Annotated in this window: 20 protein-coding genes, 1 pseudogene and 1 other annotated feature; of the genes and pseudogenes, 10 read left to right on the top strand and 11 right to left on the bottom strand. The window is 45.3% G+C overall.

All coding sequences use genetic code 11. The features are described 5' to 3' along the window. Positions 1-3: 3 nt before the first annotated feature. From ACH97_RS15450 to pgmB, 4 genes are read left to right on the top strand one after another with little or no spacing between them, the layout of a single operon-like run. Positions 4-888 carry a DUF1189 domain-containing protein gene (locus tag ACH97_RS15450; protein ID WP_020450403.1) on the top strand — a complete coding sequence of 295 codons (885 nt, stop codon included), beginning with the start codon at positions 4-6 and terminating at the stop codon, positions 886-888. Beyond that, positions 866-3,202: a glycoside hydrolase family 65 protein gene (locus ACH97_RS15455; RefSeq protein ID WP_020450404.1), complete on the top strand. Its 2,337-nt coding sequence runs from the start codon at positions 866-868 to the stop codon at positions 3,200-3,202. The genes ACH97_RS15450 and ACH97_RS15455 overlap by 23 nt, the downstream gene beginning before the upstream one ends. Then, complete coding sequence (locus tag ACH97_RS15460) at positions 3,144-4,850, top strand: glycoside hydrolase family 13 protein (RefSeq protein ID WP_020450405.1); 1,707 nt, start codon at positions 3,144-3,146, stop codon at positions 4,848-4,850. Before ACH97_RS15455 ends, ACH97_RS15460 begins: the two co-directional genes overlap by 59 nt. Next, entirely contained in the window at positions 4,847-5,527 is a 681-nt protein-coding gene (gene pgmB, locus ACH97_RS15465) for a beta-phosphoglucomutase (RefSeq protein WP_020450406.1), read from the top strand. The genes ACH97_RS15460 and pgmB overlap by 4 nt, the downstream gene beginning before the upstream one ends. Before the next feature lie 215 nt (positions 5,528-5,742). Here pgmB and tyrS read toward each other — a convergent pair whose 3' ends face one another. From tyrS to ACH97_RS15485, 4 genes are all read right to left on the bottom strand, one after another. Beyond that, on the bottom strand, positions 5,743-6,996 hold the full coding sequence (tyrS, locus tag ACH97_RS15470; protein ID WP_020450407.1) for a tyrosine--tRNA ligase: 1,254 nt from the start codon (positions 6,994-6,996) through the stop codon (positions 5,743-5,745). Positions 6,997-7,038: 42 nt separating this feature from the next. Beyond that, positions 7,039-7,256 (bottom strand) — a binding site (T-box leader). Continuing rightward, positions 7,251-7,697: a MarR family transcriptional regulator gene (locus tag ACH97_RS15475; protein ID WP_223254891.1), complete on the bottom strand. Its 447-nt coding sequence runs from the start codon at positions 7,695-7,697 to the stop codon at positions 7,251-7,253. Its footprint overlaps the feature before it by 6 nt. Positions 7,698-7,894: 197 nt before the next feature. Next, positions 7,895-8,461 carry a hypothetical protein gene (locus ACH97_RS15480; RefSeq protein ID WP_020450409.1) on the bottom strand — a complete coding sequence of 189 codons (567 nt, stop codon included), beginning with the start codon at positions 8,459-8,461 and terminating at the stop codon, positions 7,895-7,897. Continuing rightward, complete coding sequence (locus ACH97_RS15485) at positions 8,458-8,859, bottom strand: hypothetical protein (protein WP_228119649.1); 402 nt, start codon at positions 8,857-8,859, stop codon at positions 8,458-8,460. Before ACH97_RS15485 ends, ACH97_RS15480 begins: the two co-directional genes overlap by 4 nt. Positions 8,860-9,051: 192 nt before the next feature. Between ACH97_RS15485 and ACH97_RS15490 the strand changes: the two genes are divergently transcribed. Both ACH97_RS15490 and ACH97_RS15495 read left to right on the top strand, forming a co-directional pair. Next, entirely contained in the window at positions 9,052-9,432 is a 381-nt protein-coding gene (locus tag ACH97_RS15490; protein WP_020450411.1) for an RlpA-like double-psi beta-barrel domain-containing protein, read from the top strand. Positions 9,433-9,488: 56 nt separating this feature from the next. Further along, positions 9,489-10,508: a PD40 domain-containing protein gene (locus ACH97_RS15495; protein WP_020450412.1), complete on the top strand. Its 1,020-nt coding sequence runs from the start codon at positions 9,489-9,491 to the stop codon at positions 10,506-10,508. Positions 10,509-10,552: 44 nt separating this feature from the next. On the opposite strand, the gene ACH97_RS15500 is transcribed toward ACH97_RS15495, so the two are convergent. From ACH97_RS15500 to ACH97_RS15510, 3 genes are all read right to left on the bottom strand, one after another. Continuing rightward, positions 10,553-11,545: a DUF4003 domain-containing protein gene (locus ACH97_RS15500; protein ID WP_020450413.1), complete on the bottom strand. Its 993-nt coding sequence runs from the start codon at positions 11,543-11,545 to the stop codon at positions 10,553-10,555. A gap of 94 nt (positions 11,546-11,639) precedes the next feature. Beyond that, on the bottom strand, positions 11,640-11,948 hold the full coding sequence (locus ACH97_RS15505; RefSeq protein WP_020450414.1) for a hypothetical protein: 309 nt from the start codon (positions 11,946-11,948) through the stop codon (positions 11,640-11,642). A gap of 116 nt (positions 11,949-12,064) precedes the next feature. Then, complete coding sequence (locus ACH97_RS15510) at positions 12,065-12,322, bottom strand: hypothetical protein (RefSeq protein ID WP_020450415.1); 258 nt, start codon at positions 12,320-12,322, stop codon at positions 12,065-12,067. A gap of 290 nt (positions 12,323-12,612) precedes the next feature. Here ACH97_RS15510 and lepB point away from each other — a divergent pair, with 290 nt between their 5' ends. From lepB to ACH97_RS15525, 3 genes are all read left to right on the top strand, one after another. After that, positions 12,613-13,161, top strand: coding sequence for a signal peptidase I (gene lepB, locus ACH97_RS15515; protein ID WP_020450416.1), 549 nt, complete (start codon positions 12,613-12,615; stop codon positions 13,159-13,161). A gap of 416 nt (positions 13,162-13,577) precedes the next feature. Further along, positions 13,578-13,841 (top strand): hypothetical protein, encoded by a 264-nt coding sequence (locus ACH97_RS15520; RefSeq protein WP_033155046.1) that lies wholly within the window; start codon positions 13,578-13,580, stop codon positions 13,839-13,841. A gap of 356 nt (positions 13,842-14,197) precedes the next feature. After that, positions 14,198-14,842 (top strand): SDR family oxidoreductase, encoded by a 645-nt coding sequence (locus ACH97_RS15525; protein ID WP_020450418.1) that lies wholly within the window; start codon positions 14,198-14,200, stop codon positions 14,840-14,842. A 43-nt stretch (positions 14,843-14,885) separates the two neighbouring features. Here ACH97_RS15525 and ACH97_RS15530 read toward each other — a convergent pair whose 3' ends face one another. Both ACH97_RS15530 and ACH97_RS15535 read right to left on the bottom strand, forming a co-directional pair. Then, positions 14,886-15,758, bottom strand: coding sequence for an AraC family transcriptional regulator (locus tag ACH97_RS15530; RefSeq protein WP_020450419.1), 873 nt, complete (start codon positions 15,756-15,758; stop codon positions 14,886-14,888). 108 nt (positions 15,759-15,866) lie between these two features. Next, positions 15,867-17,408 (bottom strand): multicopper oxidase family protein, encoded by a 1,542-nt coding sequence (locus tag ACH97_RS15535; RefSeq protein WP_048350362.1) that lies wholly within the window; start codon positions 17,406-17,408, stop codon positions 15,867-15,869. Between the two features lie 274 nt (positions 17,409-17,682). Here ACH97_RS15535 and ACH97_RS15540 point away from each other — a divergent pair, with 274 nt between their 5' ends. Beyond that, on the top strand, positions 17,683-18,690 hold the full coding sequence (locus tag ACH97_RS15540) for an acyltransferase family protein (protein ID WP_020450421.1): 1,008 nt from the start codon (positions 17,683-17,685) through the stop codon (positions 18,688-18,690). Positions 18,691-18,726: 36 nt separating this feature from the next. Here the strand turns inward: ACH97_RS15540 and ACH97_RS15545 are convergent, their stop codons facing one another. Together ACH97_RS15545 and ACH97_RS23045 are read right to left on the bottom strand one after the other, a co-directional pair. After that, on the bottom strand, positions 18,727-19,227 hold the full coding sequence (locus ACH97_RS15545; protein ID WP_025810309.1) for a DUF4352 domain-containing protein: 501 nt from the start codon (positions 19,225-19,227) through the stop codon (positions 18,727-18,729). Between the two features lie 75 nt (positions 19,228-19,302). Continuing rightward, positions 19,303-19,647 (bottom strand): annotated as a pseudogene (locus ACH97_RS23045) (DUF4064 domain-containing protein); the annotation flags it as partial. Positions 19,648-19,752 lie beyond the last annotated feature (105 nt).

The raw sequence follows: 19,752 nt of genomic DNA on the forward strand, positions 1-19,752 counted from the left end.
CCGATGAACGACATGAGACACGAAAAGCTGATCGTCCGCTTTCTTAAAGCAGCGGCATCACCGGCGGGCGTCATGCGCTGCAAACATACATTCAGCTGGCTCGAAATTTCTTTTCTGTTTATGTTTTTGACAGCTTGCTTAACGGCGCCCGTGTCGATTGCGTTGATGAAAATGGACCGCTTCAACGCCGGGAATTTGCTCCCAAACGTTGTTCAAAAGGCTGACGCGCAATTCATCAAACAATTAAAAGGCTACCAATTGACAAACGGGAGATTGACAGGCACAGACGAGCTGTACCGTGTGGAGAAAGAGAAAACCTTGCTGGCGGTCGATTTGAAGCATGAATTGAAAACAAGCGGTGAGAACGGCCGGATAAAGGCGGAAGGCGGCTATCAAAACGCGCTCATCTTTCAGTCAGATCATCTGATTATCAGCGATCAAAGCGGAGCGGGGTTTTCTGTCCGCTATCCGGCAAAGGCCGGGCTGAATGATCTGGATGCCGATCATGTAGGGGATTTTATCGGTGCCATGTGGTTTGCCCAATATAAGCCGCTTATCATCATGCTGGCCTGTTCCGCGGTTTTCATCATTTCGCTTTTTGTAACGGCCGTTCTGACGGGAGGCATCTGGATCTCCAAAAAATCCAACATGACCGGGATAAGGTCGTTTAAGGAAGCGGCCGCAGCGGCGGTGTGCGGATCAGCGCTTCCGGCAGCGGCTGCAATGGCTTTTGGTATGATCCGCTTTGACTTCATCATGATGCTGCTCATCCATTCGTGCGGAAGCGCTTTGATGGTCTCTTTCATCTTCAGGCATATATTCAAAACCCGCCATCACAACGAAAATCTTCAGTCAGGAGGAAATCATGGTAAATCAGCGGCTATTTGAGATCGACCAGTGGAAAATCAAAACAAACCAATTTGAAAAAGAACATAAGCGGCTTCAGGAAAGTCTGACATCCTTGGCGAACGGCTATATGGGGATCAGGGGGAATTTTGAAGAAAGCTATTCAGGCGAAAGTCTCAAAGGCACATATATCGCAGGGGTTTGGTTCCCGGACAAAACGCGTGTCGGCTGGTGGAAAAACGGCTATCCCGAATATTTCGGGAAAGTGATCAATGCGATGAATTTCATCGGAATTGATGTATATGTAGACGACGAAAAAGTCGACCTCAATCAAAACGGCATCGAATCGTTTGAATTGGAGCTCAATATGAAGGAAGGCATCCTGCGGAGAAGCGCTGTCGTTCGCGTGAATCAAAAGGCTGTCAAAATTTCGTCGGAGCGCTTTCTTAGTCTTGATGTCCAGCAGCTGTGCGCGATTCATTATGAAGCGGAATGCCTGACCGATGAAGCTGTTATTACACTTGTCCCTTATCTTGATGGCCATGTCGCAAATGAGGATGCCAATTTCGAAGAGCGGTTTTGGCAGGAAGAAGCGAAAGGCGCCGAATCTCATCGCGGTCATCTTGTGACGAAAACGATTGAGAATCCGTTTGGAACGCCGCGTTTTACGGTGGCTGCTTCAATGTGCAATGTGACAGAAGGATATGTCAGCGAGCATTTTCAAACGGATGCGATGTACGCGGAAAACCGCTTCTGTTACGAAGTGAAGCCGGGAACAAAGGCTTCTTTAAAAAAATTGATCATTGTCACAACGTCCCGGGACTTTGAAGAAGCAGAGCTTTTAGTAAAGGGCAGGGCGCTTTTGGCTGATGTTCTTCAGCAGGGATATGAAGAAGCAAAGCGGAGGCATACCGAACATTGGATGGAAAGGTGGGCAAAGGCTGACATTGAAATTAAAGGGGATGATGAGCTTCAGCAGGGCATCCGGTACAACCTCTTTCAGCTTTTCTCGACATACTACGGAACCGATTCGCGCTTAAACATCGGGCCGAAAGGATTCACGGGCGAGAAATACGGAGGAGCCGCCTACTGGGATACTGAGGCGTACGCCGTTCCTGTGTATTTGGCGACGGCCGAGCCGGAGGTGACAAAGAATCTGCTTTTATACCGATATCATCATTTGGAGGCAGCTAAACGGAATGCGGCCAAACTGGGGCTGAAGGGAGCCCTTTATCCGATGGTGACCTTCACAGGCGATGAATGCCACAATGAATGGGAGATCACCTTCGAAGAAATTCACCGCAATGGCGCAATCTGTTATGCGATCTACAATTATGTCAATTACACAGGCGACCGTGACTATATGAAAGAATACGGGATAGACGTTCTCGTCGAAATCAGCAGATTTTGGGCTGACCGTGTCCACTTCTCAAAACGTAACAACAAATATATGATCCACGGCGTTACAGGGCCGAATGAATATGAAAACAATGTCAACAACAACTGGTATACGAATTTGATTGCGTCGTGGACGCTTGAGTACACGCTCGAAAACCTCGCTGTCCTCCCGGAGGAAAAACGCCGTCGGCTTGATATACGGGAAGCCGAGATGGAGAGGTGGAAGGATATCATTGCGAAAATGTACTATCCATACAGTGAGGAATTAAATGTTTTTATTCAGCATGATACATTCCTGGATAAAGAGCTTCAGGCAGCGGATGAGCTTGAACCGGATGACCGCCCGCTCTATCAGAATTGGTCATGGGACAAAATTCTCCGCTCCAGTTTTATTAAGCAGGCGGATGTTCTGCAAGGCATTTATTTCTTTAATCATCGATTTACGACGGAAGAAAAACGGCGCAACTTTGAATTTTATGAACCGATGACGGTTCATGAATCGAGCCTTTCGCCGTCTGTCCATGCGGTGCTGGCGGCTGAACTCAAAATGGAAAAGAAAGCGCTTGAACTGTATAAGCGTACAGCGAGGCTTGACCTGGATAATTACAATCATGACACAGAGGAAGGGCTTCATATTACATCGATGACTGGAAGCTGGCTCGCGATCGTGCAAGGATTTGCCGGCATGCGGACCCAAGATGAGACGCTGTCGTTTGCTCCGTTTTTGCCGAAGGAATGGGACGGTTATTCGTTCAACATCAATTATCGGAACCGGCTAATCAATGTGCAGGTAGAGGAAAACAGCGTCGCCTTCAACCTTGTAAAAGGAGAACCGCTTTCCATGACAGTTTATGGAGAGCAAATCGCACTGAACGGACGGTATGAAAGGAGGATGCCCGATGAGTCAATGGTGGAAAGAGGCAGTCGTGTATCAAATTTACCCGCGGAGTTTTTATGATTCCAACGGAGACGGATTCGGTGATTTGCAGGGCGTGATTCAAAAGCTCGATTACATTAAAAGCCTCGGAGCCGATGTTATCTGGCTGTGTCCTGTGTTTGATTCCCCGCAAGATGACAACGGCTACGACATCAGCGACTACAGAAGCATATACGAAAAGTTCGGGACGAACGATGATATGTTTCAATTGATTGATGAAGTGCATAAACGCGGAATGAAAATCATCATGGATCTTGTCGTGAACCACACGTCTGATGAACATGCCTGGTTTGCCGAAAGCCGCAAGTCAAAGGACAATCCTTACCGTGATTATTATTTTTGGAAAGATCCAAAGGCGGACGGTTCAAAACCGAACAATTGGGGATCGATCTTTTCAGGATCGGCGTGGACATTCGATGAGCGGACAGGGCAATATTACCTTCACTACTTTTCGAGAAAGCAGCCTGACTTAAACTGGGAGAATGAAGCGGTTCGCCGGGAAGTATACGATTTGATGACGTTTTGGATGGACAGAGGCGTTGACGGCTGGCGGATGGATGTGATCGGTTCCATTTCCAAATACGTCGACTTTCCCGATTATGAAACAGATAACAGCCGTCCTTATGTAGTCGGCCGCTATCATTCAAACGGCCCCCGTCTGCACGAATTTATACAAGAGATGAACCGGGAAGTGCTGTCCCGTTACGACTGCATGACGGTCGGCGAAGCAAACGGCTCAGATGTTGAAGAAGCGATAAAATACACGGATCCAAGCAGACATGAGCTGAACATGATTTTTACATTTGAACATATGGACATCGATACAAAACAACATTCGCCGAATGGGAAATGGCAGATGAAGCCGTTTGATCCGATCGCTTTAAAAAAGACGATGACGAGGTGGCAGGCCGCTTTAATGAATGTCGGCTGGAACACGCTCTATTTCGAAAATCATGATCAACCGAGGGTCATATCCCGCTGGGGCAATGACCGCGAACTGCGCAAACAATGCGCCAAAGCATTTGCAACGGTCTTGCACGGGATGAAGGGAACCCCGTTCATTTATCAGGGAGAAGAAATCGGCATGACAAACAGTGAAATGCCGCTCGAGATGTATGATGATCTCGAAATCAAAAACGCATACCGCGAACTTGTCCTCGAAAATCAAACGATGACAGAGGAAGACTTTCGAAAAGCCGTGGCGAAAAAAGGGCGGGATCACGCGAGAACGCCGATGCAATGGGATGACGGAAAACACGCGGGCTTCACAGATGGAGAGCCTTGGCTGGCGGTAAATCCCCGCTATCAAGAAATCAATGTGAAAGAATCGCTCTCAGATGAAGATTCGATTTTCTATTATTATCAGAAGCTCATCGGGCTGCGCAAACAACATAAAGTTATCGTACATGGAGATTACCAGCTGCTGCTTGAGGATGATCCGCAAATCTTTGCGTATATCCGTGAATACCGGGGCGAAAAGCTGTTAGTCGCCGTGAATTTGTCAGAAGAAAAGGCGCTGTTTCATGCTCCGCCGGAATTGCTTGAAGACAAGTGGGATGTGCTGTTATCCAATTACGCCCGCGATCGGCTTGATATAAGCGGCAGCATGGACATGGAACCCTATGAAGCTTTTATGATGATCAGCCGGGCAAAGGGTTCGACATTATGAAAGCGGTCATTTTTGACTTGGACGGCGTGATCACGGATACGGCCGAGCATCATTATCTCGCTTGGAAACATACTGCCGAACAAATCGGCATTGAGATTGACCGGAGCTTTAATGAACGACTGAAAGGAATCGACAGAGAGCGGTCGCTTAACACGATTTTGATTCACGGCGGTGCGGCCGGAACGTATCGGGAGGCGGAGAAACAAGAGATCATGCGCCGGAAAAATCAATACTACCAACAGCTGATCCAAAACTTGACACCGCATGACCTGTTGCCGGGAATCGCCGGGCTATTTGCCGAATTGAAAAGGGAAAATGTAAGCATCGCGTTAGCTTCGTCAAGCCGAAACGCGCCCGCTATTTTGCAACGGCTCGGGCTCATGGACGAATTTCATGCTGTCGTTGACCCGGCTGCGCTTGCTCGCGGAAAGCCCGACCCCGAAATCTTTTTGACTGCCGCAGCGCTGCTCGGTGTGCCTCCGTCTCAGTGTGCAGCAATCGAAGACGCTGAAGCCGGGATCGCCGCGATCAAATCCGCAGGGATGTTTGCGGTGGGAGTCGGTGATGAGACATCGCTGAGCGGGGCTGATTTGATCGTGCCCGACACAAACGAGCTGACATTTGAGCTGCTGAAGGAAGGATGGCAGCGCTGTTGCTGCATAAGAGAAGACAAATGAATCGTAAAATGGCAGGCCGCCGCTGGCGGCCTTATTTGCAATCAGAGAGGTGAAGGCAAAATTAAGATCAAGGTGTTCGGGAGGCCGTTCGGATATGCTTTTCGAATCGAAACCATCAGGCGATTGAATACCGACCTGTTGCAAATTCTAACGCCTGCGCTTTTCATGAAAAACAGCCTAATCGATCCTTTTAAAAGGATGATTAGGCTGAATGTTTATTGAGACATTTGCAATTTGACAAACTTCCGTTTGCCGACTTGGATAATCATACCGTGTTCGACCGCCACATCCGCATGAATCGATTCTGCTTTGATGCCGTTGATTTTAACGCCGCCGTTTTGGATCATTCGGCGGGCTTCGCTTTTGGAAGGGAGGAGTCCGAGCGTCACCAATAAATCGGTGACAGGCACCGTTCCGTCACCTTGCCAGTGTACAGGCGTTATATTGTCCGGCGCGCTGTTTTGCTGAAAAACCTTTTTAAACTGCTGTTCGGCCGCTTCGGCTGCCTCGCTTCCATGATACATGTTGACGATGGTTTTCCCGAGAAGCATTTTCGCATCTCGCGGATGAACGGCCCCCGTTTCCAAATCTTTTACAAGTCGTTTTTTATCTTCCGCCTCCAGGTTGGTCGCAAGATGGATATATTTTTTCATCAAACTGTCCGGAAGCGACATCGTTTTTCCGAACATTTCATGAGGGTCTTCATCAATGCCGATGTAATTGTTCTTTGATTTCGACATTTTTTCAACCCCGTCAAGTCCTTCAAGCAGCGGCATGAGAATGACGACCTGTTTTTCTTTTCCATACTTTTCCTGAAAGTGTCTGCCCATGAGCACGTTAAAATGCTGATCCGTTCCGCCCAGTTCGATATCGCTGTCGAGAACGACCGAATCATATCCCTGCATCAACGGGTAAAAGAATTCATGAAGCGAAATCGGCTTTTGCATGGCCATTCTTTCTTCAAAATCATCGCGTTCCATTAAACGGGCGACGGTAATTTTGCCCGCGAGCGCAATGACGTCTTCCAAGGTTAATCGTTTCAGCCATTTTGAGTTGTAGTGAAGCTCGACTTTGTTCTGATCAAGCACTTTTCCAAACTGTTGAAAGTATGTTTCGGAATTGCGGCGGACTTCTTCGTCCGTCAGCTGTTTCCTTGCGGCGGATTTTCCTGTCGGATCGCCGATTTTTCCTGTGAAATCTCCGATCAGGAGCTGGACGATATGTCCATTTTCCTGAAATTGGCGCAGCTTATTCAAGACGACAGTGTGGCCTAAATGAACGTCAGGCGCCGACGGATCGAGACCAAGCTTAATTTTCAGCGGTTCGCCGGTCAAAATCGATTTGGCCAGCTTTGCCCGCAGTTCTTCCGGGGGAATGACCTCCTCCGCTCCGTTCATATATAAGTGAAGCTGCCTTTCGACTTCCCGCTTCTCGGCAGTTGTCAGTTGATCAAATTGTTGTTGCTGCATGATAACTCCTCCTTTTTTGTATAAAAAAAGAGCCTCATCCCGATAAGGGACGTGGCTCAAATGCACGCGGTACCACCCTGGTTGAAGACCTCCGTCTTCCGCTCTATTTCAGATAACGGTTTCCCGTTCTTTGCTACTTGAAGGTTCACAAAGAAAGCTCGGGGAGGTAATTCGCGTCTGCCTTTGTACCGGCTCGCACCAGCCGCCGGCTCTCTGGAACAGGGAGACAGCCCGCTACTTGTTCCCGTCGTTGCTTATGGTTTATGAAGATTGTCGTTCACTTTTCGAAGGAGCTCGATCAATGTATTCTGCTCCTCTTTTGTCATGCCTTTGATCAGCATTGTTTCCCCTTTGTGGAACGCCGGATAGAGCTCTTCAATAGCGGCTTTTCCTTCAGGGGTGATCTCGGCGTATACGTGTCTGCGGTCTCTCGGATCCGTGCTTTTTCCGCAAAAGTTCTTTTTTTCAAGCGTTTTAATGACATTGCTCGCAGTGGCTGTTGAAATGCCTGACAGTTCAGCGAGTTTTCTCGTTTCAAGCCTGCCCCATACCCATAGATCGTAAAGAATCGAAAAAGCCGTCCATGACAATTGATATGAGGAAAGGATCTCGGTCTCCATTTTGACGCGGAGCTTTTGCGCTGACCGGTAAAGGTTGGTGGCAACCGAAATGGCTTCAAGATTCAAGGACTCGATCGGCATGCGTTTCAGCTTGATGAGTGTGTCGTGTTCTTCCTGTCGAAGATGGGGGGATCTATCCAAATCGTGACGCCTGCCTTTTTATTTTCAGAATCATTAGCTATGAAACGAATTTTAACAGATGGTTTTCATCCATGCAAGCCCTTTTTTGATATGACGAGAAAAGCCGGCATCATGATGATGACCGGCACTTGTTTCAGCTATTTTTTGGTGATCTGTTTGCGGCGCACTTCAACCCGATCCCCTTTTTGAATGTTGTCATACTGTTTTTTCGAGACGAGGACGGCATGTTCTTTTCCGTTTTGATCTTCAATCAACAGCCAATATCTTTTTTCTTTTCGTTCAGAGAGCGCTTTTTCTTTGATTCCGGCGGTGCGGAGCATGCTTTTTTGTTCTGCTGTATATCCGCCCGCGTGGAAGATCATCCAGTATGGAAAGTAGTAATTCAAAAAGGCTGATCCAGCAGGATTTTGATTGAGTGTTTGCTTGATGCTTCCTTTGTATAGGGCATTGGACGGCAATGTCCGCTGGATGGCGTTGAACTGACTGCTCTTGTTTAAATATTGTCGGCTCGCAGACTGATTCATATAACTGCGCATTCTCTGGTTGACTGAACCCGGACGTGTTTTTAAAGAGCTGTTATTAGCCGAGGAACTCGCAGCCTTGGTTCCGGATGTTCCATTGCTGCCTGTTGCCTCTGCTTGAGCAAAAGGCAGCAAGAGAGACAGCGCCATGATCAAAATAAGAGGAGCGCTTTTTTTCTTCATTGTTCATCACTGCTTTTTTGTTCCACTTTATCTTTGACGACGCCCTCAAGCGGCTCCTGGTCATATTTGATGTATGGGGGACGGTAGATGAAGGCTTCATGATCGCGGATTTTAATATAAGGCTGTTCGACATTTTCCACATTTTCTACATATTTTTTGAAAGTCTCCGTCTTTTCTTTCCCATTTTTCACGTATGATGCTTTCAGTAAAGGTGCTTTGTCGGATTCGCTGTCATTCACGTAATCAAACCATACGAGATCGTATCTTTGAATGGAATGGTCTTCTGAGACCTCTTGTGAACGGTCTGAAGCGGATGATGAACATCCAGATAGGGGAACGGCGAAAAGCATCGCAGCCGCGGATAACGAGATCAGTTTCGATTTTTTCACTGTGATCATCCTATTCATTTCGGTTTCTCTTTTATATACGAACGATCCTGGCAAAGGTGTCATCTGTTCTTGATAGTTTGGTAGAAAACTGGGCGTAATAATTGCATTTTAAACGTAAACAAACTGTAAAATACCATTTCTATGAAAAAAGGTATAATTTGAATGTCAGAAAAAAATCCCATTCACGGAGGATATTTTTATATGAAGAAGATACTTTTTTCTGTTTTTGTTTTGGCAGGCAGCTTACTATTGGCATTCAATTTTGCCGGTGAGGCGAGTGCTAAAACGAAAAAAGTCAGCGGCTACATCACTTGGTACAACGGCGTGGGCAAAGTCGGCGCTGACGGCAAAAGGCTCGGCCATTGGGACTGCGCCACAAAGATGGGCTTCGATGTTCCGAGAAAAGGCACAAAAATAAGAGCCTATTCTAAAGCAAAACCAAAGAAAGTCATTACAGTCTATAAATATGATGTCGGCAGAATGCCGGGCGCTGTGTTGGATGTAAGCCCGAAAGCTTTTAGAGCTTTGGGATTTCCGACAAGCAAAGGAAAGGTAGCCGGACATTATACATATAAAAAATAGGAGAAAAGAAGCAAGGAAAATCGTTTTCTTGCTTCTTTCAATTGGCGGGGGCGAATATGAAAAAAGTCTTTGTGTTTTTGTTGGCGGCCGTCATTTTAGCCGCAGGCGCATTTGCGGCCTTCCGCTATTTCGTCCCGGAAAAAGCGGAGCCGGCAAAGGGCGGCGGTTCGGACCTGCTCGTATCGATAACCGATCAGAAGCTGATGACCGCTTACTATGAAAATCAAAATAAGCTGTATGAAGAAAAGATGACGGATTACCCGGCTGCGGCATTAGACCGGAAAAAACGCATTCTTTATTATACGAACACCGATAACAGCAATATGAAGCATTTGATCAGGCTGGATTTGCAGTCGGGCGAAAAAACAACCCTATATTCAGGGGATGAATATGTCGACGGACTCAGTTTATCGGCGGATGGTTCGAAGCTGTTCATGCGATACAACCTTGCGGAGGAGAGAAATTTTCACCTCGCTTCCTTTGATTTAAAACAAAAGGCGTTTCACGTCATTTATCCATCGTTAAACAACAAGGACGAGAGTGTCAGCTACTATCAGTACAACAAAGCGAACAGTCAATTCGTTATGCTGCATTATTCATTGAAAGAAGACTATCAAAAAACAGATGAGGCCAACAGCAAAGGAGTGCCGCCCAAACCGACGAATATGAACATTTCCCTGGCGGATGAGAAAGATCAGCACCAGGTGAAAACGATCGCAAAATTTATCAATGACACGGCAATTTCGCCGGATGGCAAAACGATCGTCTTTACAGAATCGGCTGATGATCAGAAGTCGATTTATGCGATGGATGCCGAAACGAAAAAATATAAAGCGATCATTTCAGATCAGCGGGCATTTTCATTAGTCGACTCAGCACAGCCGCAATTCTCGAAAGACGGGAAAAAACTTTACTTTCTCGCTGAAGCAAAAGATGCGAAGCTGCTTGAAGATGAAACGGGGAGCGAAGCAAGGGTGAGAACGATTTATTCGTATGATATGGATACGAATAAAGTGAGCAAAGCCTGGGAAAAAACAAACGGGATTATCAACACCTTTTCCGTTATTGACGAATAATGAGCATCAGCCGGCACAAACAGTCTGTGCCGGCTGATGTTTTATCATGAGCCGTTTGCCTGAGACGCCGCAGCCGAGCTCGTCATAATGGCGATTGCTGCCGTCTGTTGTGCTTGAATAACGGCTTCAAGCGTTTGATAAAGTCCTGTTTCCAGAAGCGTCGGATCTTCCGTTTTTTCGCTCATGTACAAATTGACAGCCGTTTTCAGATTCATGTCTTTCTGCCACCTGAACAGTTTATCGCTGTTCAATGCGCCTGCCATGATTGTGATGGCATCTATGTCTTTTTCACCGTTCTCAAGCAATGCAAGCAGTCCGATTTCCGGGTATTGGACAGGCTTCGGTCTTCTATGCTTTTTTGTCAATTCATCGTATATCCGAAGGGAGCGGGCGACAAGCTGATCGGCATCCCGCTCCGGCAAAAGCGAGAGGATGTGGCTGAGAAACTGCAAATCGTTCCCTTTGCGAAAACCCGCTTGGTTCAGCTTTTGGTAAAATGCTTCGATATAGTCGATCAGTTCACCTGTTTCCATGTCTGAACCGGCCAAAAGCACGGCGAGCGGGTAATCGCCGGCCGATGTTAAAAAGACGTGCTTGTCCTTCATTCCTTTGTAAATAGACAAAGCCCGATTGATTTTGTCTTCATGATCATGCTCATCAGGATATTTTGTCAAAAGGATAAGTGCGGACAAGTAGGTGAAAATGCTTTTTTTGAATCCGTTGCCGGTCAGTTTTTCGTAAATAATGAAAAAAGGTCTGATATGCGTTTCAGGTTCTTCGAAGCGCACGTCAAACATAGCGGCGAATGTATAGCGATGGGCCGACTTTAACGGCGAAAATGTCCCGGCGGCCTGTTTGACGGCCTCACTAAGCGTTAAAAACCGTTCTTTATTAAAAGGCCGCTTGTTGACGACATACATGGAAGCAATCATCATCAATGTCCGCTGATCTGTGACTTTCCATTTTAAATCGCTTTTTAACTCAGAGTAAATTGCTTTATATTGATCCAATCGCTGCTGCAGTTTAGCAGATGCCATTTTATCTGTCTCCTTCCTCGGTTTGCGTCGTTTTTGTATATACGAAGCAAAGGAAAATAAGTTTCATGGATTTGGCATCATACCGGGCTTTTGCTTAATAATATGGAAAAGGATACAGCGCGGCAATAATAACAAACGGGAAGATCCTGCTCCTGAACCGTCGGAATCGCCGGCGCGGATATCCGTATCCGCCGTAAAACTGCCTTTCATCTGTCACGTCTTCGGGAATGAGGAGAGATGCTTCCTGACGGTTCACCCCTTCAAGGATCCCGTGAACGGAACGGCCGTCCTTCATTTTCAGCACGACGTGATAGTGCATGTATTTGCGGCATAAATCGTGCAAAGACCTTTGATGATCATGGGGCATTGAGCAAACGGCATCTTTCGGAACACTCATATTCATTTCCATCTCCTTTTAGATTTATGGTATTCATCTAATGGATGAATGTTCCGGCTTGGAACGGTGAAGCCGTGGTATATGTAAAAAAGCCGATATGAATCGGCTTTAAAGATCAATGGTCAGCACTTCTTTCTGCGGCACTTGAAACGGTCGTCATCATCATCAGAAAAACACTTTCTTTTTCTGCATTTGAACCGGTCATCGTCAGAGCTGCGGGTTTTATCCGTATTATTTGTTTTATCCGTTTTATCCGTTTTATCCGTTTTATCCGTTTTATCGGTATCCGCCGAACGCAGCGCTTTCCTTGACTGTCTTTCTTTTTCCCGCTCAGGGCTGTATGGATCGTAATTGTCATAGTACTCTTCGTAGCTGCTCATTTTGAGGCAATCACCGCCTTTGGGTCATGATATGATAATGTATTATAAAGAGGGGCGTTTTGCCTGTGCATATGTAATGGTTTGTTGTGCCGTAAATAAGCTGATCAACTGACAAAATTCAACATTGAATAAAAGGATTTTTCGTTTCAACCGCTAATATTATTATGTATCAACTATTTTTTTACGGCTGCGCCTGCCGATGCTTGCGAGAAAGCATTCAGGCGGACAGTCTGATAGGATAGAAGGAGCGGAATGCCAATGAAACGATCCGAAAGTGAAGGAGAGTACTTATGAAAAATAGTAGAAAAAAAGAAATCTTATCGTGGGTGAAAACACTTGTCATAGCCGCCGCGCTTGTCATGGTTTGCCGCTATTTTCTGTTTACGCCGTCAACTGTTTTGGGAGATTCAATGTATCCGACTTTAGAGGACGGCAACATGGTCATGGTTAGTAAAATCAGCGATATTCAGCGCTTTGATAAAATTATTTTTCACGCGCCTGATTCAGATGAAAACTATGTGAAAAGGGTGATCGGCCTCCCGGGGGATACGATCGAAATGAAGGACGATGTCCTTTATATTAACGGAAAAGTATATGATGAGCCTTATTTAAAGAAAAACAAACAAAAGCTGACGCTTCATGAACATTTAACAGATAATTTCACACTGGAGAAATTAACCGGCAAACAAAAGGTGCCGGAAGACCACTTGTTCGTGATGGGTGATAACCGTCAAAACAGCAAGGACAGCCGCTTTTTCGGATTTATTACAATGGACTCCGTTGTCGGCAAAGTTGAGTTCCGTTATTTTCCTTTCAATGAGATCGGCGGAATAGAATAGAAACGAAAAAGGCTTCCCATGATACGAATGGGAAGTTTTTTGGTTGTTAGAGCCCAGTTTTGGATGTCACAGATGCTCTCTAAATAAAAAGGGATTGCCATGTTTGATTGTTGATTATAATTTATCATTGAAACAATAATAACTAAAAAATCCTCGATTTAACAATTTAGTGTATGGTATTCTTTAAGCACAAATATTGTTCACTTTTACTATACATATTATTGGGGGGATAAATGGAATCAAAAAATAGTATAACTTACACCGTCTATAACTGTATTTTTCTCTCTGAAAAGTTAGTTTTTTAGTTGTTCTAAATCAGAGGTTTCAGCTTTTCTAAGGAGTAATCTTGATTTTTTTATTTTCAATTCTTACGTTGTTGCTGCGATGATTGACATAAATTCTGATAGGAGGTCATTATGTTTAATACACAACAGAGAGATAAGCTGCTAGAACTGAAGAAAAAGTTTGGAAGTGGTTTTATCGCAGTTTTCTATATCTCTATTCTTCTTTCCGTGTGTACGTTTTTTATAGAATACAAATATTTTCTCATTGTATTATTCGCGCCCACTATTATTGTAATGTTAATCAACCCTCCTTTTTCCGAAAAAAAGGGTGTGTTTCGTTTCATTGCCGGCCTTTATTTGCTTTTATTGGCACTGGCAACATACTTGTGGCTTTAGGCATGAAAAATCCGGACTGTCATCAGCGCGAGGTTTTTTCGAATAGGAGAGAGGTTGGTTATTTTCGGCCCGCGGAGAAAAGGTGAATTTACGTTTAACGCTTTTGCTGCCAAAATCTCGAAAATCCGGCAAGCTTGACTTGAATGGTTCTCATCACCAGAAAACAGAATGAATTGGATAAAAATAGGGCAGGTTATAAAAGTCCGACCTTTTTTATCAATAATCTGAAAGGCTGCCTACAGTGATCATGGGGAGCCTTTTTAGCATTCGCACATTTTGGAGAGCGGGCGGTTTGAAACATTGTCTGTACAGTGAAATAATGAAAAAAGAAACTGGACAACAAGGAGGATGAGCAGATGAAAGTGTTTGTAGTGGGGGCGAACGGACAAATCGGGCGCCGTTTGACGAAAAGCTTGAATGAGAGCGATGAACATCAAGTCAGAGCAATGGTGAGAAACGAAGAACAGGCGCAGGCTTTGAAACAATCGGGAACAGAAACCGCGCTCGCTAATTTAGAAGGCACTGTGGAAAGCATCGCAGAAGCGGCGAAAGGCTGCGACGCGATTGTCTTTACCGCCGGCTCAGGCGGCAAAACGGGCGCTGATAAAACGCTTTTGGTGGATTTGGATGGGGCGGTTAAAACGATCGAAGCTGCCGAAAAAGCGGGCATCCACCGTTTTATTATGGTCAGCACATTGCAGGCACACCGCCGTGAAAATTGGAGTGAAGCGTTAAAACCGTATTATGTCGCCAAACATTATGCGGATCGGATTCTTGAAGGCAGCGGATTAAACTACACGATTATCCGTCCGGGAGGCCTGTTAAACGAACCGGGTACAGGCCGGGTGAAAGCGGCGGAAAACCTTGAGCGCAGAACGATTCCGCGAGAAGATGTGGCTGATACCATCTTGGTGGCGCTCACCGAAGAGCATACATTCCGGCGTTCATTCGATTTGGTTTCGGGTGATCAAACGCCCGCCGAGGCGCTTAAATCGATATGAAAGTGAATCGGGGAACCTGTGGTCAGAAGGTTCCCCGGCGTTTTTACAGAAGCGGAATATAGATGGTCATCTTCATCTCGTTCGGCGGCACCGAACGGCACACATCAGTCACTTCAAAGTCCGGTCCTTCTGTTCTCTCGTAATTGGTATTCATCAGCCATGATCCATAGATGTATCTTCTTGTGTTCTGCACGGATTCGGTCGATCCGTTCACATGAAATACGGCGTATTTGCCGCCGGGAATTTTCATATACATAAGCGGCTCCGGCACTTCTCCGGCTGCTGTTTCGCGAACGGCTTCCCCGATGATAAATGAGAAACCTCCGTCATCCTGGAAGCGGCATGACAGCCCGTAACACATATTCGGATCTGTTTTTTGAGGGATTTGCATAAAGTATCCATTTCTGCCGAAATCGTTGTAGAATTTCGGGATATCTTCGAAATACTTTTCCTCGTTTAAATTTGTCCGGTACTCATATCCGATCATATGTATATCGTTTAAATGAGTGATGTGCGGCTTTGGGATGTTCATATCTCCAGTCATCCTTTCTTTATATTCGAGAAAATTCATTTTGGTTTGAAAATCAAGCTTGACCTTTGCTTTGCGGTACTTGGCCGGAGTGATGCCGAAATACTGTGAGAATGCCCTGCCGAAAGCTTCCTGTGAGCCATAGCCGAAATCGATTGCGATATCGAGAATGGAACGGTCCGTTTTCTCAAGCAGAAGCGCAGCTTCAGACAGACGCCGGTTGCGAATGTACTGATAAACGGAAAAACCGGAGATCGCCTGAAAAAGCCTTTGAAAATGAAACGGGGAGAAACATGATTTAGCCGCAATATCCGTAATGTTTAAATCGTTTTGAAGGTGTTCTTCGATAAAATGAACCGCGTTTTGAATTCTTTCATAATCATCCATATTCATCCACAGCCTTTACGATTTGATGATCCTATTGTACAGGATCAAGCGATGGTTTTTTTGATGATTTGTGCTTTTTTAAAAGCCTCCAAATGCGGAGGCTTTTTCTTATTGATGACGAATATCCGTTACTTCAAGAGGGCGCATCATATCGTAATCTTCGTGCTCCAGAATGTGGCAGTGCCACACATATCTGCCGCTGTACGGCGCGAAGGTTGCGATAATCCGCGTCACCGAGCCAGGAGGTACTTTGACGGTGTCTTTCAGCCCCTTTTCATTCTGTGCCGGTGGAGCTGCCGGACCTGTAAAGACTAGTTCTCCGTTTTCCTGATACCGTTCGATATCAAACGGCCGGTGGTCGAGAATCAAAAATTGGACAAGATGTAAATGGATCGGATGGATCGCTCTTCCGGCATTGATGATCGACCAGATCTCAGTGCTGCCGAGGGCGGGAGTTTCAGTTACCGGTTCATGCCATTTTGTGTTGTTTAAAAGCAGAACAGGTCTTCCATATTGGTCAAGGGACGCGCCCAACGACAGATTTCTAAGGGTATTGATCTTGTGTCTCCGGTAAAATGGGCGTTTTCTCAATATTCTCGGCAATGAACTTGTATCTTTTTGCTTCAATGGTTTTGAGATGCGGAATTGCATAATGTTGGCATCTGTATCGGGATCCGCGTCTTGTCCGCTGCAGCCGATCCGGTTTTTCAATGTCACGGTTTTTCCTTCAGCTCGTGAAAAATCAACGATGATATCGCATCTTTCAGCCGGTGCGATCACCAGTTCATTGACTTTAACCGGATGCTGCAGAAGACCACCGTCCGTGCCGATTTGGTGAAATGTGATGTCATGATCGAAATACAGCTCAAAGATTCTCGTATTGGAGGCGTTCAGTATCCGAAAACGGTATTTTCGAGGTTCCAGTTCATCATAAGGCCATACCTTGCCGTTGACTAAAATGGTATCACCGCAAAAAGCCGGAACAATCGACGGGTCGGGAAGATCCGGCGAAGGGTTGTCAGGCTGCCGCGGATAAAACAATGAACCATCTTCATGAAAGGACTTATCCTGAATCAAGAGCGGAATTTCATATTCTCCCTTCGGCAAGTTCAATGACCGCTCTTCCCTGTCGCGGATAAAATATAAACCGACAAGCCCCGCATATACATTCAGCCTTGTGATGGCCATTGCATGATCGTGATACCAGAGAGCCGTAGCATCCTGCTCATTCGGATATTCATACACCTCCCTTTCAAAAAAAGGGCCTTTGACTTGAAAATCTTTAGTGTACCAGGCTTCCGGGTAACCGTCGCTATCAGGCGGTGTCCGGCCTCCATGCAAATGAACGACCGTTTTGACTTCATGTTCATGATGGCCGTCGTCATGAATTGTATGGTCGACGGGGAGAAAATGATGATCCGGAAGCTTATTCAACCATTTGACCGCGACTTTTTCGTGTTTTTGCACTTCAAAGGTGGGGCCGGGATAGACCCCGTTATATCCAAACAGCCGGGTCGGCGGCAGATCGCGGTGGAGCTGCTGCTGAAATTCTTTCATCATGACTTCATAATAGGTCATTTCCTTGCTTTTGCTGTGGGGTTTAAGCACTTTCGGAATGGGGAGTTTGTCAACGAATTTTTCAAGTTTCATGTTTCACCTGTCCTCTTTTGTTCTAATGAAAAGATCATTACATTATAAGACGGGTTGCATGGTCTGGTTCCTCATGATGAGAATAAGAAATGTAATTTGTGCTGAGAATGTTAAAAAAAAGAATCGATCATGACAAGAAGATGAACAGAATATTTCCTAACGATTAAAAATCGCCTTAAGGCATGCTTCGCGGAGGAAGAAAGGCGGGGATGATGATACATTATGTGTAAACCCTTTCTTATGGGGCGAAGCGGTCTGAAAGGAGATACCCGTATTGCAGAAAAGAATAGAGTGGATTGATGTTTCGAAGGGCGTGGGAATTATATTGGTCGTGTTGGGCCATACACCGACGCCGGATTGGCTGAAAACGTTCATTTTCGCATTTCATATGCCGCTGTTTTTCTTTCTGTCCGGCCTCGTTTACCATGATGGGAAGATGACTTTTACATCATTTCTTTTTAAAAAAATAAAGACGCTTCTTTTGCCTTACTTCATTTTTTCCGTTCTTGCCTATTTATTCTGGGTTCTCGTTGAGAGGCATTTTACGTTTACGGGGAGTTCGGATGTCGATCCGGTTGTACCGTTTAAAGGCATTTTTTATTCGATGCCTGATGACTACATGCTGACACACAACCCGGCGCTCTGGTTTTTAACATGCTTATTCCTCGTTGAAATGCTTTTTTTTATCGTGAAGAGATGGGGGAAAGGAAGGCTGTTTATCGTCATTGCCGTAATGGTGTCGGCCGCCTTGGGCTATTTGAATGATCAATTTGTGGGCATCAAGCTGCCGTGGAATATTGAAGTGGCCTTGACCGCCATCGTATTTTATTCGGCCGGTTTTCTGTCGAGAAATAGCCTGAGGGAGATGAGAGACAGAAGAACGCTGCTGCCAGCGCTTCTCTTATTCATCGCGGTCGGCTTTTTACAGACCCTGAACGTCAGAGTGGATATGAGGGCCAATGAGTATGGAAACATGGCGGTCTTTTATCTGACCTCATTTCTGGGAACGGCAGGCGTCATTTTCAGCAGTTTTAAACTCGAAAAAATGAAGCTACTCCAATTCCTCGGCAAAAACTCGCTGATCATTCTCGTACTGCACTACCCGGTCATCAGGATGCTGAAAGCCGTCGTCTACTACTTTACCCAGGTTTCCCTTGATGAGACATACGGTTCCCTGTTATGGAGCGCGCTTTACACCGGTATGACATTGCTTGTTATGGTGCCTTGCATCTTTTTATTGAACCGGTATCCGATCGTGCTTGGGCGGAAGAAATGCAATTAAAAAACTTGCAAAGGAGACTTTGCAAGTTTTTTTGAATTATTGAAGGTTAAAAGTGATTTTTTCATCATTCCAAAAATTAGAAGTGAAAATAACTTTATATGTTTTGCTCTTTTTTGTCTGAAAAGCGATAGTTCCAGAAACCTTACCGTCTTTTGTCAGATTTCCAGATGATAATTGGTTATCATCTGAAAGTGCATAAGTATTATGCGTAATTTGTCCATCTTCGTTTTGAATTTGAAAATCAAGCGGGTTGTAAGAAATATCTTTATCGCTTTTATTTTCTATGTTAACTGTTACAATCACATATTCATTACCTTTTTTTGGTTTGATAAATTTATTGCCCATCGATTTTTTAACGTTGGTCACTGTGATTTGGGTGCCATCCAGATCAGCTGTTTCATTTAAACCAAATTCAGTTTTTTCTTCTTTGGCATCGTCATTGCTTTTTTCTTCGCTAGTTTTTGCGGCTGTCGTCTTTGCACTGCTACCGGACGATTTGCTTTCTTGAGAAGAAGAGCCGCTTGAAGCGAATATCATGACGAATACGATGGATCCAATAATCGTGACATAGAACCACCATTTTTTAAAGACAAGGCCTTTATTCTCGCCGCTGAACAATGCTTTACATCCGCCGATTAATAGCAGAATAAGCGGAACGATATATGCCAGGCTGACGCCGACAGTTCCTCCTATTGCAGCCGCGATATAAAAAGTACCCGCTAATTTAGTATGTTTTTTTACGATACATGCACCGACGATGGCCAGTGCAGACAGCAAAATAACAGCCCAGGATGATCCGATAACTTCTCCGGCGCCATCCGCTTCTAAAGCGGCGCCTAACCCTCCGAATAATAAACCTGAAAATCCTGCAAAAATCCCGAAAATACCGCCTAGTAACCCCAGTACAAATTCTGCTGTACGTTTGACAGGGGCTTGAAAATTCGTTTGTTCTGACATGTAATGTCCCCCTTATAAGCTATGTCATAATGTCTAAAACATATTAATCCAAAAAAGGAAAAAAGTCCATATATTTTTCGTGACTATTTTACTATTATTTTATAT

The sequence above is a fragment of the Bacillus paralicheniformis genome (assembly GCF_001042485.2).
GTDB lineage: Bacteria > Bacillota > Bacilli > Bacillales > Bacillaceae > Bacillus > Bacillus paralicheniformis.

Coding starts and splice junctions, on each gene's coding strand:
- ACH97_RS15450 (WP_020450403.1), top strand. CDS start 4: ATGAACGACATGAGACACGAAAAGCTGATCGTCCGCTTTCTTAAAGCA.
- ACH97_RS15455 (WP_020450404.1), top strand. CDS start 866: ATGGTAAATCAGCGGCTATTTGAGATCGACCAGTGGAAAATCAAAACA.
- ACH97_RS15460 (WP_020450405.1), top strand. CDS start 3,144: ATGAGTCAATGGTGGAAAGAGGCAGTCGTGTATCAAATTTACCCGCGG.
- pgmB (WP_020450406.1), top strand. CDS start 4,847: ATGAAAGCGGTCATTTTTGACTTGGACGGCGTGATCACGGATACGGCC.
- tyrS (WP_020450407.1), bottom strand. CDS start 6,996: ATGCAGCAACAACAATTTGATCAACTGACAACTGCCGAGAAGCGGGAA.
- ACH97_RS15475 (WP_223254891.1), bottom strand. CDS start 7,697: ATGCCGATCGAGTCCTTGAATCTTGAAGCCATTTCGGTTGCCACCAAC.
- ACH97_RS15480 (WP_020450409.1), bottom strand. CDS start 8,461: ATGAAGAAAAAAAGCGCTCCTCTTATTTTGATCATGGCGCTGTCTCTC.
- ACH97_RS15485 (WP_228119649.1), bottom strand. CDS start 8,859: ATGATCACAGTGAAAAAATCGAAACTGATCTCGTTATCCGCGGCTGCG.
- ACH97_RS15490 (WP_020450411.1), top strand. CDS start 9,052: ATGAAGAAGATACTTTTTTCTGTTTTTGTTTTGGCAGGCAGCTTACTA.
- ACH97_RS15495 (WP_020450412.1), top strand. CDS start 9,489: ATGAAAAAAGTCTTTGTGTTTTTGTTGGCGGCCGTCATTTTAGCCGCA.
- ACH97_RS15500 (WP_020450413.1), bottom strand. CDS start 11,545: ATGGCATCTGCTAAACTGCAGCAGCGATTGGATCAATATAAAGCAATT.
- ACH97_RS15505 (WP_020450414.1), bottom strand. CDS start 11,948: ATGAATATGAGTGTTCCGAAAGATGCCGTTTGCTCAATGCCCCATGAT.
- ACH97_RS15510 (WP_020450415.1), bottom strand. CDS start 12,322: ATGAGCAGCTACGAAGAGTACTATGACAATTACGATCCATACAGCCCT.
- lepB (WP_020450416.1), top strand. CDS start 12,613: ATGAAAAATAGTAGAAAAAAAGAAATCTTATCGTGGGTGAAAACACTT.
- ACH97_RS15520 (WP_033155046.1), top strand. CDS start 13,578: ATGTTTAATACACAACAGAGAGATAAGCTGCTAGAACTGAAGAAAAAG.
- ACH97_RS15525 (WP_020450418.1), top strand. CDS start 14,198: ATGAAAGTGTTTGTAGTGGGGGCGAACGGACAAATCGGGCGCCGTTTG.
- ACH97_RS15530 (WP_020450419.1), bottom strand. CDS start 15,758: ATGGATGATTATGAAAGAATTCAAAACGCGGTTCATTTTATCGAAGAA.
- ACH97_RS15535 (WP_048350362.1), bottom strand. CDS start 17,408: ATGAAACTTGAAAAATTCGTTGACAAACTCCCCATTCCGAAAGTGCTT.
- ACH97_RS15545 (WP_025810309.1), bottom strand. CDS start 19,227: ATGATATTCGCTTCAAGCGGCTCTTCTTCTCAAGAAAGCAAATCGTCC.